This window comes from Paenibacillus tianjinensis (assembly GCF_017086365.1).
GTDB classification, from domain to species: Bacteria; Bacillota; Bacilli; order Paenibacillales; family Paenibacillaceae; genus Paenibacillus_AQ; species Paenibacillus_AQ tianjinensis.
The window spans coordinates 3,816,814-3,832,832 of the sequence record NZ_CP070969.1; the positions used below are offsets into that span (position 1 = coordinate 3,816,814).

A 16,019-nucleotide genomic window follows, 5' to 3' on the forward strand; every position below is an offset into this window, starting at 1 on the left:
CATTCATAATTTTTCATATTTTGTCGTATTTCCTGGAAAAGCCTATTCCCGGAGATATGGCCGCCATAGCCTAAGAATTGCTCCTTTTTTTGTGGTTTTACGTGCAATTTACAATGTAAAAAAATATTAAGCCGCAAATGGTGCTCCACTTTTATTTTCAGCTTTAACACGGTTATGTCAGCTAAAATTTTATGTTGCATGAATCCTATTCCCCGGAGCTGTATTCAGCTTCTTACGTCTCCGCAAATTGTAAACCAGGTAAATGCCATACACCAGATATAAGAGGTTTAATATAATAACGGCCAGGAGTTCTTTGTCCGAATTCTCCTTTGTCATAAACGCTAAGGCATCATACACAAAATGAAAAGCAATCAGCGGAATAATATTGCCCGTTGTTTCAATCAGCAGGGCGAGAATACAGCCGAGCAGCAACGCATTGATAACCTGCATCAGAACATGTGCAAGGTCGTTTCCGTTTAAAGCATTAGACATATGTAAGATTCCAAAGAAGATCGACGAAAACACGATGTAGAATACGGAGCCTTTGAACTTTAGCTTGTCTCTGATAATACCTCTGAATACCGATTCCTCCGTAAAACCAACCAGCAGAGTGAACACCAGGTAGAACAATACCTCAGCTGTGGTCAGCTTCACGTTTATACCGCCTATAAACGGCTGAACCAAGGCAATGATCAGCAGGGGGAGATAGTAGAGTGCATCTTTGGAAGAGGCTCCCTCCAGCGGCTTGAACCCGAACTGTGCTAAGCTCCTGCTGCCTCTGGTCATGTATACGGTAACGATCACAGCCATGACTAGAAAGGCTCCGGCCTGGGCAACCAATATCCCGTTGTCACTTAATTCCATAATGCTTGCGGCTGCCGAAGCTATGGAAATCAATAACGTCAGCAGGATACCAAGCATAAGCGAGAATATAACGGGATGACTCTTTTTACGGGTGTTTGTCATTACTTCTCTCCTTTAATTCTACTTATTTGCAGAGGTTCATCGTCCCAGACCTGCACTTCAATATACCTTTCCGGACCCTTTGTACCTTCTTTGTTCCAGACCTGAGGCAGACCATATTTATGTATAAGCTGTACCATTTCTTTATATGTATAAATATTTCCGCGATACTCCTTGCCGTCGTCTACCTTCGGGCTGAAGGTCGGAAATAAATCTCCATACGAGAAGGATAAAGTATCGGTGTTAAAACTGGAGATATGGATTTTCACTGCTGCGCCTTCCTCATACCAGCTATTCAGCCATTCACATTCGCCGACTACCATATAATGCGGGACTTTTCTGACCGGCTGCCCTCCTTTGGCAATGAACATCGCTCTGGCCAGCTGCTCCAGCTCGTATCTTCTTTTCATATATCCTGCAGCTCTGCGCCCCGCCATAACATCCTTATTGTGTTTAATCGAGTCAAGAACCTCTGCGGCCTCATCCGCCGGCAGATCTGACAGATTTCGAAAAGGTCCGATTGCCTTCTCATAGTAATGATATAAATAATCCAATTGGAATACCACCTTTCTATAAAGGTTCTATCTCTACCATGCCTGTAAAAAACTCAGCCTAAGGCTGAGTCTTGGAAAGATCATATTCGTAGATCCGGCCGTCGCGGACTGCCTGGTTCTTGAACAACAGCAGATTGCCTTTGCGTTCAACAAATTCAAGCTGATCCCCATAGAAAGGAATATCATTCGTTTCAGCATAAAGTTGCTGGTCTGCATCCAGTAATGCTTTGTACAACAATGTTTTGGCGCCAGTCTTGCGGTCGATCAGGGTAAGCAGGCCTTTTTGATTAGGACGAATCAGCAGGAAATCCTCATCCATTCCTTCAATCAGATACTTATCGTCTACACCGCCAAGCTTGGTTAAATCCATCGTCTCTGCTACTTTGCCTGTCCCATCTTCGATTATCCGCAGAGTCTTGCCATCCGTCAGAATCAGTTTGTTTCCATACATGTTCACATTATCTCCGAACCGGATCCAGTACCCCACGCTTGCCTGCCGGATCACCATACCGTCCTTAATAATCAGCGTATACCATTTATTGTTGATATGCGGCTCTCCGTAAATATCTGATATGGTCAGATATATTAAGCCTCCGGCTGTCTTTTGAAAATCGAAAGTAACCATGTCATATAGCTCTGAGCCCAGATTGGCAATCAGCCGGGGCCGACCCGCGGGAGTAGAAGCATATAGCTTCCCTGTTTGTTTATCAACCGTATAGTTCACACCCGCATAGGAAGCATTGGTACTGGCGAAGGTCTGAATACCTTTAGCGGTATAAACTGCACTTTTGGCATTCCAGCTTACCGATTCGCCTCCCAGAGCATAGACCATAAACCGGGCAGGAAGATATAATTCATCCTTGTATACAAAAGGCGTTCCGCCCAGTTGTACAGTTTTCTCGTCCAGCTTCCCCGTCTTGCTGCCTACTGTGATCACTACCGACTTCTCCCATCCGGTATAAGTAGCCTGACGGTGGGACTTATTCCAGGTAACCTGCAGGCCAGCCGATTCCAAAAAAGTAGCCCGGGCATAAACAGTACCATCCTTTAGCAGTGCTGGTCCGGTAGCATACCCCCCATTTTCCAATGTATAGCTGAAATAAGCGTTCGAAGCAGCAGACGAGACCGAAGCAAAAATCAGTGAAAAGGCCAGCAAAGGTAAAACAAGCCATATTTTTCGCATGAACGATCAACCCCTTCCTCTTATTTCCTGTTTTCATACATTTATTGGACTCAAAAAATAGAAAAAAGTTGCAGTCCCATTATTTAACATTCGGGGGTATTAAGACTTAGTCCGATTGAACTATCTTACCATAACTTCCAGTGGGAATACCTTGACTGACATGATATAATCGCTAATGGCTTTACCACGAAATTAAAACCCATTAATATTATGGGTTTGTAGGAGGATCTATCACCATGGACAGTCACATCAGAATTGTGAAAGTATCCGCGGCTATTGAAAAAGATGAATTTGACGTCAAGGTAAGTCATTGGAGACTGCTGCTGGAGACGAACCGCTATTACGAGATTAAAGGCGAGGATGGCCCGGTAAAGCGAATTTATAAAGAGAAGCTCAATACCGTGGTGGATGAATCCAAGTCATATACGGCTGGCCAGCTCTCCTGTTCAGCCTTTTGTATTGAAGACCGGATCAATGAGATGCAGATCGAGATTCTCCACAAGCTGCAGCTAAAAATCAACGATTATATGAACCAGCTTCATTTAAATCAAAAAGCGATCGAACGCCAAACGATCGTTCAAAAATCGTGACTGTCCGGAATACCTATTCACGAAGCTGATTGACAGCACAAAGAGCCGCGATTTGCAGACCCTAAATTCTGCAGATTCCCGGCTCTTTGTATTAGCGGGCTGCTTATAGCAGTCCCGCGTTCTTCACAGCATGTTCCCAGCTTGGAAAATAATACAGTGCGCTCCGCATTAATTCCGGATCCTGCTGCTTAACCTGCTTCTTATTGACCGTTCCCCCACCCGATTGGAGCTGCTTGATCCGGTTAATGACCTCATCTGATCCCATTGTAATATCCAGCTTTGCCACTCCCTTCTTTATCATTCTTCCATATTTTTCACCATGCATTCAATTTATATACTTAAGCAGAATGAAAAAGGCACAAAAACCTGCGCCTGAACAATTCCATCACCAGCAGCAGTCTGCCTCTTCGTGAATATCCGGCATTCTAATCCCACGCTTAAAGTTATTGAGATAAGTTTAGCATTATAGTACAGCAGGATTATGTCGGTTTTTGGAGAATATTAACAGAGATTAATAAAGCAACAATACATCCACATCAGTATGTGGAACTCAGGAGGGAATAAAATGGCTAACTTGTTCGGCGGTTTACTTGGCAATTATTCGGAGGTGACCCTTCCGGAGCTGAAGAACCAGTATGGGGCATATCTAATGCCTGAAGAACAAATCCGTTCAGGCTTCAAACTGATCCGCGATGCTTTTATTATTACGGATGAACGTTTAATTCTGATTGATCATCAAGGTGTCACCGGCAAGAAAACGCGCGTGGCGTCAATCCACCTCAGCTCTATATTTGAAGTCACTATGGAGACTGGCGGCACCGGTTTTGATGATTGTGAAATCAATCTGCATTATATTACCTCCCCGTATCATAAAACGAATAATCTGCAGACGGCCGTCTATAAATTTGAATTTTCCAAAAAATTCAATGTACAGCCTTTGTACACCGCACTCATCAGCATCGCGCATGAGAACCACAAGCGCCTGAACGGTTGATTAAAATGGTTTCACTATGCAGCAAAGTCCCCTGTGTTTCCGGCAGGGGACTTTGTGTTTATACTGTACATTCTCTTGTGCAATGAACTCTTACTTCTTCTCCAGTGCGAATTTCAGCAGGCGGCTGAGCGCAGCCGGCAGGACACTGACATGGCTTTCCTCCGGAAACTTGGCCAGATTGACCTGCAGTCCCTGCTCCGATAGCGGCTCTAGCAGCAACGCCAGCTTCTCTGCATCCTGAACCATGTGGTCTAGCTCTTCAGCACCGATGGTAATAAGCAGCTTCCGCTGCAGTTGCCGCTGAGGGTAGTCTGCGGAGAAACGTTCCTGCTCAGCCAATACGGAGTAGTCCCCCCACCAGACCGAGGGGCTGCCTGCTGCATAGTGCGTAAACAGCTCTGGTCTGGTAAATAACGCATGCAGAACGAACAGCCCGCCTAAGGAATGGCCGAACAAGGCCTGACGGCTGACGTCTACCGGAAATAGACTTGAGATCATCGGCATGATCTCATCCTGCAGGACATCCAGGAAGCTGTCCGCCCCGCCATGCTCAGGCCAGTTACTGCCATCCGGACGTTTCGGCAGGGTCTGCTCGAGCACCGGTATAGTGAAATCATAACAGCGTCTTGTCATGTCAAAGGGCTCATCTGACGGGTAGCCGATGGCGACAATGACCACCGGATCAAAGCCGTGCGGCTTACGTGTCTGCAGCCGGGCAGCTTCAGCCAGGGTATGAAATACGGCGTTGCCATCCAGGGCATAGATAACCGGATACCCTTCCGGCGGGGCTTCGCCGGAAGGGTGCGAGAGCAAAATCCGGTACTCCAGCTTACGCTCACCCGCAGTTATTACATATTCTTCACAGCCCTGATGCAGAATCGGTTCTCTGCTTCCGGTATCGTTTATATTCAGCGCTTCTATCCGGTCCATTGAAGTCTCCTCCATATCCGCTAACTGTTTTCGAACTATTGATAATGATAATCATTGTCTATAATATTTTCAATAAAAAAAAAAAAGAACGCCCGGCAGCGTCCTTGTACTTGTAGATTAGCTGATTCATCCTTCTTCAATAGCACATCTATAGCCTCTGGCTGACTGACCCTGCGTCAGTTCTGAGCACAAAATAATATTCCTGCTTCTCCCCGCCACCCTGCTTCGTGAGCTTGAATCCGCGAATGGTGGCACCGGGCTCATAGTCCTTGGTATTTGAGCTTAAAAAAGCTGCCATATTCTCTTTAAGTACAAAAGAACCTGATCCGCTGCTAAATTCCATGACTATCGGCTTGTCTTCCGGCATTCTGTATATATAGCCGCCGTTTTCACTCAGCAGCACATCACTCAGTTCATATACGGCAGGAGCCCCCTTCTCCAGCTGAATTTGAACAGACTCACCTAATTTCACATAAGGGATGCTGACTTTTGAATCTTCAAGAATAGCTCTGAACGGGGCTTCCCCGGATGTATTTGCAGTATGCCCTTCGGTTATGATTTGGACTCCACAGCCGAAGAAGTGAAATCCTGGGCATATACTAACCCTCCTCCCCGCATTTTTAATAGGCTAACCGATAATACGGAAGATTGAGTACCGGGACAAAGCCCAGCTTCTGCGCGAGATAATACGATCCTTCATTCTCTAAACGGCAGGCCCAGACCGGTTCCAGCCTGCGTTCCAGGCAGTAATCAATCATGGCCGAGCTGACGGAGAACGCGTAACCTTTTCCCCGGTACTTTTGTGCCGTCTCAATGCCAATCTCCAGCTGATTCTGTGCGCAGCAGGCTGAGAACGCAGTCGCGGCTATTTCGCCGCCCCGCAGCAAAGTGTATCCTATCCCCTCCGCTTCAAAATGTGCCGCATCCCGCCAGAAAAAACGGGGCACCACACCTTCTGCCAGCGCGCCAAACTGCTCTTTGGTGGTCTGTACGATCAATTCATCCTGCTTAAAAAACTGCTCCCTGGCAGTAAGGTAAGCCTGCCGGTCGAAGCGGAAATTAACCCTTGTATTCAGCTGAATGGCCCGGGAGTTATTGCCCTCCGGCAAGTCAGATCCGTTGTCAAGCATACCATTATGCATAATCCGGATAGAATCGATTAAGCTGGTCCAGTCTCCTGCCGGATCTGCCTGCAGCCACTCCGCCGCCCGTCTGGTTTCGGATTTATTGGTCACGTAATCAAAGAGCGAGCGTTCAAAGGTTTCATCGCCTCTTTCTCCAAATAAAAGTGACATGCCATAAGAATGAACCACATAAAAAGCGCGGGGACTGTCTGCACAATCCGCAAACACCTTCCCGCCAATATTCTGCTCCAGGACGCTTCTGGCGAATAACGTGTTTATTTTTACTTGATCCAGCACCGGTAAGGCCAGGTAATAGTCCCTGCTTTTCAGTTCAATCATTGCCTTCTCCTCGCTTTTCGTTAACAAATTGTTTATACAGCCAACGGAAATTCCATTCAAAGACATGAGACATCTGCCACTCAGCAAAAGGTATAGGTATACCCCGAGCCATCCAGAAATCAGCTGATTCTCCGCTTGCTGCGGCTTGTTCTGCATAGATTTGAATTTCAGTAAGATAACTGATCATCTCACCAATGCTGCTGTGGTCTGTAACTTCCCCGTGGCCGGGAATCACCAGACTGAAATCAAGCTCTTGTCCGATCCGCTGCAGAATCTCTATCCATGCGGCCGGGAACCCGCTAAGCATAGCCGGATGTGATTTACTTAGTACCAGATCTCCGGCGATCAGCACCTTTGCATCTTCAATGTATACAAAGGCATCACTATCCGTATGCCCGCCGCCAAAGGTCAGGAGAGTCAGCGAACGCGCAGTCCCATGAATCATTAGCTTGTCTGAAAAGGTTAGTGCCGCGGTCCTTCTACGGATGCCGGGAACGGCCGCCAGCAGTGCAGCTTTATCCGCAATTTCATAGGCAAATGCAGATTGCAGCCTGAGGTCTTGTGCCGCATGCATGCCTTTCGTTAATCCCTCGATTTGTTTCTGCAATCCTTCCTGCCACACTTCCACTTCCGGAGCACCCTCTTTAGTCAGAATCTCCCGGGTAAGGTCAGTAGTGATGATCAGACTGTCCGCAAACATCTGATTCCCGTAATGATGATCTCCATGAAAATGCGTATTGACTATGTACTTCACCGGTTTCCCGGTCAGCTCCAGGGCAGATTCCCGCAATATCCCAGCCGCTTCGGGAAGACAGAACGTATCTACTACAACTGTAATATCACCTAAATCAACTACCGCAGCATTCCCCAACGCTCCGCTGCCCGGAATAACAATTGCCGCCCACACGCCTGAAGCTACTGAATGCAAGGTGAAGAATTTGTTCAATCTCATTCCCCCAATGTGACAATAAAATTAACTGCCATTATACTATAAACTGGAAACTATTGAGCATTAGATTGTTCACAGTTCAAAGAGTGTTAGAAGACGGCTAGTTCCGGGACACAAGTATGAGTATGAATCCTGTCTCCCTGCCGGTTACAATCATCATCCTTTATAGATTATCAAGTGTTCCGCTGTAATATTTCCCTTTTAGAAAATTCTATTGACTTCTTACTTGATTTACGTTAGCTTTCTCACATATATAGTTTAGATTGAAAGGAAACTGCAGATGATTATTCCAACTCCGGAAGTGAATTTCGAAGCTTCTCCCTTTTATAATCCCAGCCTGAAAAATGTCGTCATTCTCGCCACCGGAGGAACGATTGCCGGCAGCGGAGAAGCCCATAAAACCTTAAATTATGAACCCGGCGCCCTCCCGATACAAGATCTGCTGGACAGTGTCCCCCACCTGGAGCGGTTAGCTAATTGCGCAGGAATTCAGGTAAGCAATCTTTGCAGTGCCGACATTACCAGCGATCACTGGCTGACACTTGCTTCAATCATTAATACCTTGGCCCTGCGGGAGGATGTCCACGGGTTTGTGATTACTCACGGAACAGATACTCTGGACGAGACCTCTTATTTCCTGAATCTGGTCATCAAGACGGATAAGCCGGTTATTATCACAGGCTCTATGCGCCCGGCCACGGCAATCAGTGCAGACGGACCGCTGAACCTCTTCCAGTCTGTTGCGCTCGCTGCCAATCCGGACGCTTCCGGACAGGGCGTAATGGTCGTGTTTGCAGAGGGGATCTACAGCGGCAGGGATGTTCAGAAGGTTAACACATTTAAGGCGAATGCTTTTGATGAACGGGATTTCGGCTGTCTCGGATATATGCGGGATGCCCAAGCCTTCTTTTACACCCGTTCTTTGAAAAAGCACACCATAGATGCACAGTTTGACGTCTCCTCCCTGACGGGACTGCCTGAGGTATCCGTCGCCTATTTCCATGTAGATGCCAACCCTGGTATTCTGGATTACCTGTCCACGGTTTCCAAAGGAATTGTTATCGCCGGTGCAGGCGGAGGGATATACAGCAAACCGTGGATAGATAAGGTAGGCGAGCTGAAAAACAACAATATCCCGGTGGTCCGCTGCTCGCGGATTTCCAGCGGGATAACGCTTAAAGATTCTTACATTGACCTCTCTGCTAATTCCATTCCCTGCAACAGTCTGGTGCCGCAAAAAGCACGGATTCTGCTCTCGCTGGCGCTGACACAAACCACACATTATGATGAAATCGCCGCTATGTTCAATGTGTACTGACAGGTAATGCATAAACCCGCCCGTGTGAGTCACGGGCGGGTTTCATTTCGTAAAAAGCTTGGCTGTGCTCAAATTTATTAGAGGCTTCCCGCTCACTCGGTATCTTTCTGTTCTTTTCCAAGCTCCTCCCCGGCCTCCATCTGTGCTCTCGCAGCTGTTGGAATCCGCAGCAGCGGCTTCCGCACTCCTTCTCTGCCTTTCCGGCGCAGTTTCCCTACCGTGTAGACTCCGGCAAAGAACACAACAAACATTACTCCTGCAGCCAGTCCGCCGCCCTGTCCCGGAATCAGCGGCATGCTTGCCAGAATGGCGAGCAGACTGACCATGGCAATCCATGAAGTATACGGATAACCGCGCAAGCCTTGCCGCTGGGTAAGCGAACTGCCCTGCCGTTTCCGCAGCCGGTAATGGCTCGCCATAATAATGAGATAGGAGAACAGCAGCGAGAAACCGCCGGAGCTGACCAGAAACAGGTATACCCCTTGCGGCAGCAGCATGCCAAGACCAAGACCGGCTAACATGGCTCCGCCGGAAATGAGGATCCCCCGGTAAGGGATATCTGTGCGGTCCCGTATCCAGGCCGGAGTGTGCCCTTCCTCCGCGAGTGAGCGGAGCATCCGGCCGAGGCCAAAGACGGAGGCAAGCATCGTCGAAAGAATCGCCGACACCAGCACTATGTTCATCACCGTACCCGTCCAGCCCAGGCCGTAGCGGCTCAGCGCTGTCACAAACGGGCTGATTTGTTCAGATACGGCTGCTGTAGGCAGCAGGAGGAACAAAGCCGTCATGGCCGCGATATATAGCCCTACCAGCAGCAAGAGGGTATAGCGGATCGCTTTCGGGATGGTCACACCCGGGTTCCCTGCTTCTGAAGCAGCGAGTCCGAGCACTTCAAAGCCGGCATAGGTGAACATGACCATCAGCATGCTTCCGGCAATGCCGGCCAACCCTCCCGGCATCCAGCTTTGGCTGCGCAGAACCTGTGTGCCAACTGCCCCCGCCCCCCTTGTCCCTATTCCGATTGCGATACAGACTGCAATGAGGATAAAGGCGGCGATGGCCAGCAGCTTAAAGGCAGCCAGGCCACTCTCCAGTTTGCTGAGCCGCTCTGCCCCCAATAGATTCAATAAGGTTACGCCGATAATGATTCCCGACCCCAGCAGCCCCAAAGGCAGTAACGGGAACCAGCTGCGCAGCAAAATAGACACCGCTGTAGCTTCACTGGACATTGCCAGCACAAGTCCTGTCCAGTATACCCAGCCTACGGTGAAGCCCGCTCCCTTGCCAAAAGCCTGCTCAGTGTAGGTGCGGAATGATCCGGCAACCGGATTGGCAACTGTCATCTCCGATAATGCCGACAGAATAAAATAGACCAGAATACCTCCGATCACATAGGACAGCAGGACAGAAGGTCCGGCTGCACGAATGGCTACCGAGGACCCTAGAAAAAATGAGCCACCCACTACCGTTCCAAGCGCCAGCATTGTAAGCTGCCATACCGATAAACCCTTTTCCCCCTGCTTCATGAATACAGCCTCCCGGTCTTTTTAGCAAAGTATCTGCAATACCCGGGGATTTTACCCATGAAGACACAGCAAAACCCTCCGGATGAAGGAGCGCCGGAGGGTTACATTTAATTATAGTTTTTCAAACAGCGTTACACGGTTTCTGCCTTCCGCCTTAGATTGATAAAGCGCGTTATCACCGAGCTTGTAAATATCTTCTTCGCGGACATGCTCGACCCGGACTGCTGCAACACCAACAGATACTGTGATGATTCCAAACTGCGGGCTCATGGCATGTGGTATCTGCAAATCTTCAATGTTTCTGCGGATACCCTCTGCATAATCACGCGACTGCTTGGGAGTGAAGCCGGAGACTATAATACCGAATTCTTCCCCGCCCAGCCGGATGGCGAAGCCATCGGCACGTTCAGCCAGCTCATGCAGCAGTTTCCCTACTCTCCGCAGCACCGAATCCCCTTCATAATGTCCATAAGTGTCATTATATTTTTTGAAATAGTCGATGTCGAGCATCAGATAGGTCAGATATTTTTGCCCTGCGGCGGCCTTTTCAACTTCCTCCACAAATACTTTATTGAAATATCTCCGGTTGTACAGCCCTGTCAATTCGTCGGTAATAGAAATCTGCTCGATTAAGCCAATATATTTGTTTAGTTCCTCGTTATTCAGCTCCAGCTCCTTCGTACGCTCCGCGACCAGCTCTTCCAGGTGTTCTTTATGCCGTAAAAGCTCTTCTTCCGCCTGCTTACGCATCGTGATATCTTTTACGGTCCCTTGTATCGCCGGCTTATTCATATAGTTGATCAGCGTTACTTTGTGAATCACAATAATCTCTTGCACCTGGTCTTTGTGCAGTAAGCGGGTCTCATACTCAAAAGGTGCAGGCTTACTGTCCATTCTGCGGTCATAATAATGCATGACCTTCTCGCGCTCCGCCGGACTTACGAAATTCTCAAACGGCTGCTCCAGCATCTCTTGTGCCTCATAGCCCAGCATCTTGGCCAATGCTTCGTTGGCGTATTTACAAATATAACCCTGGGTAATAAAGATACCATCCTGCAAATTGTTGACCAGCTCACGGTACTTTTCTTCTGAGCGTTCAAGCTCTGAATACAGGCTGGCATTTTCGAGCGAGAACACCATTTCCCGCGACAGCAGATTTATGATCTTCATCCGTTCTTTGGTGAATACGCCTGTTACCAGATTATTCTCCAGATATATGACGGCAACTGTCTTATTCTGATTAATCAGCGGCATGCAGACCACGGACTTCGGGCGGTGCCTCACAATATAGGGATCATTCACAAACTGCGTTTCAGAGAAAGCGTCATTGTAGATCAGTGTTTCTCCGCTCTCCTCTACCTGTCTCAAAATAGCTTCCGGCAGATTGTCGTAACGTCCCTGGCTATACACGGCGATGGATATCTTACTCTCCCCGGGCTGATATTCACCTTCGACCAGCAATCCTGAGCCTACTGACATCCGGATGCAGCCCTTCTGCGCCCCGGCATTCTTGATGACAATCTCCATGAGTGCCTCCAGCAGGTTATCCAGCTCAATTTCCTTAGAAATCGCCTGGGATGCCATAATCATCGAGTCCAGATCAATACTCTCGGAGTATTCCGCTACGCTCCGTCCGTACAGGAACTCTTTCGAGTTGATCTTGCGGACGAGGTCCGGATAACGTTCATTAATGAATTCAATTTTCGCCTTTGCGCCCCAGACGGAGTAATAATAAACGGATTGTCTGAGCAGATAAGCGGCAAATTCATTGAACTGCTTACCGTTATAAAATTTAGAAGCCAGTTCGTTGGTAAGTGCCTTATATCTGACGAAATTCCCGTGCTCACTGGCCTGAATGGCCAGGTCATAATAGTATCCCGCCTCATCCTCCGGCCCGAAAATCCGTGCCCATTCCGCCTTCATCAGCATTTCATGCTGCCTGAAGGTATCCGGAGCGTGCTTGGCCCATTTGCGGACCCGGCCGAGCTCCTTACGCATTCTGGCCTTTGCCTTTCTCCGTTCACTGGCACTCAGCTGCGGATAACTGTAGGCCAGATTAAGGAAGGTATACAGGGCGAATTCCTCCATAAAAGCCGAACCGGAAAGTGCGCCAATGATCGGATAAGCTTTATCAATATACCCTAAAGCTTCTTTGTAGCTTTCATAGGTAAATAACAGCTTCATTTTGTAAATATAGTAAATAGCTATTCCGGAATTGTATTTGGCGAGCTCCAAATCATGCAGCATATTCTCTTCATCAAATGACTCGTCACTAAGAGAGCTGCGGTCTTCCATTTCCCCCAGAAGATTGCGGTAATATTGCCGGACCAGCAGAGCCGTCGCCAGCGACTCTTTGTATTTGGTATTCTCGATCATCGCGATCATCCGGCTGCTCTCCTGCAGGTGCGTGACCAGATCCATTTCCGGATTCCATAAATTCACATAGAAGCAGGAATGGGCAAGATAAAGTAAATTGCCGGTCCGAAGACTGGCTTCAATCGAAGTCGAAAACCAGTCATGCAAAGTGTCCCACGGCTCTATCCAGACATGACTGAACAGGGTATATAAGACATGCACCGCACCTCTCCACTGCAAATCGTTGAACTTGTCATTGATCCGGATGCCCAGCCTGCCGAATTCAAAAGCTCCCTTCACATCGCCGAATCCGGACAACAGCATGGAATACCCAATAAAGGCAAGTGCCGATTCAGGAGAATTGCCGTATTTCAGGGTCAAACCAACTTGTTTAAGCACAATTAAGCCAAACAGTGAAGCTTCCCCGGAGATAAAGGCCGGCGGGATAAAGTTGATCAACAGCCGCATAATCAGCAGCATATCCGGGTCCTCCATTTGCCGAGCCGTATAAATAGCCTCAGGCGTCTTTCCCCGGAGTGCGGCTTTAATCTTCACAAGCTCAGCCAGCACGGAAACCATCCCGACCTGGCGCGGAATGTGGATACCCATCACCTGCAGACCCTGCCTGCCGGAAGCAATCGATTCCTTCATCATTCCCAGATACATATAATGATTGGCCTGCATCTCATAAATTTGCGCACGGGCCTGTTTATCGGTGGTGAACTGGAGCAGTACCGCACATGCGGCATCTGCCTCCGCGATATGATGGGTTAGGTAGCCGCATTGTGCCAGCAGCTCGTAAAGCTCCGCTGCCGGAACGTCATTATTTTGCCAGACGTTCTCCGGCAGCTGAGGCAGCATTGTTTCCAGCAGCGTATAAGCTGAATCATAACCGAAGGCCGCCTTAGCTTTGTGGGCTGCCTTCAGGTTAAGTCTTATTATCTCGTTCATCTCTGCCCGGTCACTGATTAATTCCAAGCCTTTATTCATATGAGCTGCTATATCGACGATAAACTCTTCCGCTTCCGACGGTGCCAGATTCTTCAGCATCAGCCGGCCGATGCTAAGATGCAGCTCTTTCATTGTATCTGCGTCAATCATCTGGTAGAAGGATTGCTGGATCCGGTCATGGGCAAACCGGAAAGAAACCGCCGCCTGCAGCAGAGGCTCCTTATCCTTCTCGTCCAAATAACCGGAGAACAGGGTATAGCCCGAATCTGCCGGAACAATGAGCTCCTCCTCAACCGCAGCAGTAATAGCCCGGGTGACAAAACTCAGCGGCTCTTCGCTGATCAGTTTTAGCATTCCGAAATTAAACTCATTCCCGATGGCAGCGCTCAGCATCAGAATCGAACGGACCTCTTCAGGCAAACTGTTCAGCTTCATCATCAGAAACTCGACCACATTGTCATTGACCGGTAATTTTAGAATCTGCTCCAGCTGCCAGCTCCAGATCCCCTGTCTCTCGTCAAAATGTAAAAGCCCGTTACGATACAGCTCTTTGAGCAGCTCGCTTACAAAAAACGAATTGCCCTTTGTCCTTTTGTAGATGACTTCCGCAAGCATGTTCACCCGCTCCGGCGAACTGTAAAGAGTATCGGCAATCAGGTTCTGCACATCATGGGCAGCGAGCGGCTCTAGAGCGATGACGCCCACGTCCCGGCTTTTCTTAATTTTGGCAATGGAGGTAAACAGCGGGTGCCCCTCATGAATCTCATTTGCTCGGTAAGAACAGACAATGAACAGTCTACACAGGTGTGGATCAAGCATTAAGCGTTCAACAAGCTGCACACTCGAGAAATCAGCCCACTGCAAATCATCCAGAAACAGGACCAGCGGCCGTTCATTCAAGGTTATCCCTTCGATAAATTTGGCAAAGGTTATAAAAAACCGGTTGGTTTCCTCTGCAGGATTAAGCGGCTCCATCTCAAGCTGTTTACCGATCCATCCGTCCAGCTCCGGGATCAGTCCGGATATGAGACTTCCGTTCCCGTCCAGGGATTGTGCTAAAGATTGCTTAATCTGCTTCTTGTATTCCTTGTCAGGGGTTTCCAGCAACTGGCTGATCAAACGGCGAAAAGCCTGTATAATCGCGCTGTAAGGAGTATTGCGGTTATACTGGTCAAATTTGCCTTCGGCAAATAAGCCCTTTTCCTCACTGATTGACTTATGGAGCTCATGCACCAGAGCCGTTTTACCCATCCCGGCCTCTCCGGTTACCAGCATGAGCTGCGACTGGCCCCGGACACTATGCCGGAAAGCATGCACGAGCCTTGTCAGCTCCTGATCACGGCCGTAGATTTTTTGCGGAATCCGGAATATATTGAGCCGGTCTTCCGCCCCGATCACAAAATCCGTATTTCCTTCCAGCACCTTTTTCAAATCGGCCTTGATCCCATAAGCGCTGCGGTATCTTTCTTCGGACGATTTTGCCATTAGCTTCATGATGATCCCTGACAGCCCGTAGGAAACCTTGCCTCCGGTTAACTGATGGGGCGGAATAGCCTCCTTGGCAATAATGGAATAGATCTGCTCCAGCATTTCTTGCTTTTCAAAGGGTCTGCTACCCGTCATAAGCTCGTAGAGAACGACACCCAACGAGTAATAATCGCTCCGGTAATCAATATTGCGGTTCATCCGGCCGGTCTGTTCCGGCGATATGTACTGAATGCTCCCCTCCAGCACCCCGCTATTCTGAAATTCCCTCTTCTCTTTGGGCAGCTTCACAGCCAGATCGAAATCGATCAGCCGCACGATGTCCTGCTCCCTGTTCCAGATGATATTGGAGGGTTTAATATCCTTGTGAATAACATTCTGTTCATGCACCGCACCGAGTATGTCCACTATCCGTATGGCCAGCTTCACCAGAGCAGCCTGATCCGGCGGATCCTCTTCCATAATCTCCTTGAGAGACCGCCCGTGGATATCTTCCAGCACCATAATATAATAGCCGTTTTTTTCTTCAAGCTTACGGGGTTTGATTACGCCTTCGATATGTTCACTGAGCTCCTTGAGCAGCCTGTATTCCTGCTTAAACCGCATAACCGCCTCAGGCCCGGTAAATTCGGATTTCAGTACTTTTATAATTACCGTTTCCTCTGATATCGTATCTCCGCATCTGTATACCGATTTCGTATAATTGTCGGAAATGGTCTCCAGAATTAGATAGTTGTCTAACGTAATCATACCCATTC

13 protein-coding genes are annotated in these 16,019 nt (G+C 48.5%); 3 read left to right on the forward strand and 10 right to left on the reverse strand.

The genetic code is table 11. The features are described from left to right. Positions 1–189: 189 nt before the first annotated feature. The 3 genes from JRJ22_RS17360 to JRJ22_RS17370 are packed head-to-tail and all read right to left on the reverse strand — an operon-like array spanning position 190 to position 2,700. Positions 190–966 carry a CPBP family intramembrane glutamic endopeptidase gene (locus JRJ22_RS17360; protein WP_206100713.1) on the reverse strand — a complete coding sequence of 259 codons (777 nt, stop codon included), beginning with the start codon at positions 964–966 and terminating at the stop codon, positions 190–192. Continuing rightward, entirely contained in the window at positions 966–1,517 is a 552-nt protein-coding gene (locus tag JRJ22_RS17365) for a hypothetical protein (RefSeq protein WP_206100714.1), read from the reverse strand. Before JRJ22_RS17365 ends, JRJ22_RS17360 begins: the two co-directional genes overlap by 1 nt. A 58-nt stretch (positions 1,518–1,575) precedes the next feature. Continuing rightward, positions 1,576–2,700, reverse strand: a complete 1,125-nt coding sequence (locus JRJ22_RS17370) for a copper amine oxidase N-terminal domain-containing protein (RefSeq protein WP_206100715.1) — start codon at positions 2,698–2,700, stop codon at positions 1,576–1,578. 236 nt (positions 2,701–2,936) lie between these two features. Here JRJ22_RS17370 and JRJ22_RS17375 point away from each other — a divergent pair, with 236 nt between their 5' ends. Next, the gene (locus JRJ22_RS17375; protein WP_232380874.1) at positions 2,937–3,290 is read left to right on the forward strand and encodes a hypothetical protein; all 354 of its coding nucleotides are present in this window, start codon (positions 2,937–2,939) and stop codon (positions 3,288–3,290) included. 103 nt (positions 3,291–3,393) lie between these two features. Here JRJ22_RS17375 and JRJ22_RS17380 read toward each other — a convergent pair whose 3' ends face one another. Beyond that, positions 3,394–3,591: a hypothetical protein gene (locus tag JRJ22_RS17380; RefSeq protein WP_206105360.1), complete on the reverse strand. Its 198-nt coding sequence runs from the start codon at positions 3,589–3,591 to the stop codon at positions 3,394–3,396. A 264-nt stretch (positions 3,592–3,855) separates the two neighbouring features. On the opposite strand from JRJ22_RS17380, the gene JRJ22_RS17385 reads away from it, so the two are divergent. Then, positions 3,856–4,284 carry a PH domain-containing protein gene (locus JRJ22_RS17385; protein ID WP_206100716.1) on the forward strand — a complete coding sequence of 143 codons (429 nt, stop codon included), beginning with the start codon at positions 3,856–3,858 and terminating at the stop codon, positions 4,282–4,284. Between the two features lie 90 nt (positions 4,285–4,374). Here JRJ22_RS17385 and JRJ22_RS17390 read toward each other — a convergent pair whose 3' ends face one another. The 4 genes from JRJ22_RS17390 to JRJ22_RS17405 form a co-directional block, all read right to left on the reverse strand. After that, entirely contained in the window at positions 4,375–5,214 is an 840-nt protein-coding gene (locus tag JRJ22_RS17390) for an alpha/beta hydrolase (protein WP_206100717.1), read from the reverse strand. Positions 5,215–5,362: 148 nt separating this feature from the next. Further along, complete coding sequence (locus JRJ22_RS17395) at positions 5,363–5,686, reverse strand: hypothetical protein (RefSeq protein ID WP_206100718.1); 324 nt, start codon at positions 5,684–5,686, stop codon at positions 5,363–5,365. Positions 5,687–5,834: 148 nt separating this feature from the next. After that, entirely contained in the window at positions 5,835–6,677 is an 843-nt protein-coding gene (locus JRJ22_RS17400) for a GNAT family N-acetyltransferase (RefSeq protein WP_206100719.1), read from the reverse strand. Continuing rightward, entirely contained in the window at positions 6,670–7,623 is a 954-nt protein-coding gene (locus tag JRJ22_RS17405) for an MBL fold metallo-hydrolase (protein WP_206100720.1), read from the reverse strand. The genes JRJ22_RS17400 and JRJ22_RS17405 overlap by 8 nt, the downstream gene beginning before the upstream one ends. Positions 7,624–7,906: 283 nt before the next feature. Here JRJ22_RS17405 and JRJ22_RS17410 point away from each other — a divergent pair, with 283 nt between their 5' ends. Beyond that, entirely contained in the window at positions 7,907–8,944 is a 1,038-nt protein-coding gene (locus JRJ22_RS17410) for an asparaginase (protein WP_206100721.1), read from the forward strand. Positions 8,945–9,036: 92 nt separating this feature from the next. Here JRJ22_RS17410 and JRJ22_RS17415 read toward each other — a convergent pair whose 3' ends face one another. Together JRJ22_RS17415 and JRJ22_RS17420 are read right to left on the reverse strand one after the other, a co-directional pair. After that, positions 9,037–10,470 carry an amino acid permease gene (locus tag JRJ22_RS17415; RefSeq protein WP_206100722.1) on the reverse strand — a complete coding sequence of 478 codons (1,434 nt, stop codon included), beginning with the start codon at positions 10,468–10,470 and terminating at the stop codon, positions 9,037–9,039. A 111-nt stretch (positions 10,471–10,581) separates the two neighbouring features. Continuing rightward, positions 10,582–16,011 (reverse strand): diguanylate cyclase, encoded by a 5,430-nt coding sequence (locus tag JRJ22_RS17420; protein WP_206100723.1) that lies wholly within the window; start codon positions 16,009–16,011, stop codon positions 10,582–10,584. Between the last annotated feature and the right edge of the window lie 8 nt (positions 16,012–16,019).

Coding starts and splice junctions, on each gene's coding strand:
- JRJ22_RS17360 (WP_206100713.1), bottom strand. CDS start 966: ATGACAAACACCCGTAAAAAGAGTCATCCCGTTATATTCTCGCTTATG.
- JRJ22_RS17390 (WP_206100717.1), bottom strand. CDS start 5,214: ATGGACCGGATAGAAGCGCTGAATATAAACGATACCGGAAGCAGAGAA.
- JRJ22_RS17420 (WP_206100723.1), bottom strand. CDS start 16,011: ATGATTACGTTAGACAACTATCTAATTCTGGAGACCATTTCCGACAAT.
- JRJ22_RS17410 (WP_206100721.1), top strand. CDS start 7,907: ATGATTATTCCAACTCCGGAAGTGAATTTCGAAGCTTCTCCCTTTTAT.
- JRJ22_RS17385 (WP_206100716.1), top strand. CDS start 3,856: ATGGCTAACTTGTTCGGCGGTTTACTTGGCAATTATTCGGAGGTGACC.
- JRJ22_RS17375 (WP_232380874.1), top strand. CDS start 2,937: ATGGACAGTCACATCAGAATTGTGAAAGTATCCGCGGCTATTGAAAAA.
- JRJ22_RS17380 (WP_206105360.1), bottom strand. CDS start 3,591: ATGATAAAGAAGGGAGTGGCAAAGCTGGATATTACAATGGGATCAGAT.
- JRJ22_RS17370 (WP_206100715.1), bottom strand. CDS start 2,700: ATGCGAAAAATATGGCTTGTTTTACCTTTGCTGGCCTTTTCACTGATT.
- JRJ22_RS17400 (WP_206100719.1), bottom strand. CDS start 6,677: ATGATTGAACTGAAAAGCAGGGACTATTACCTGGCCTTACCGGTGCTG.
- JRJ22_RS17415 (WP_206100722.1), bottom strand. CDS start 10,470: ATGAAGCAGGGGGAAAAGGGTTTATCGGTATGGCAGCTTACAATGCTG.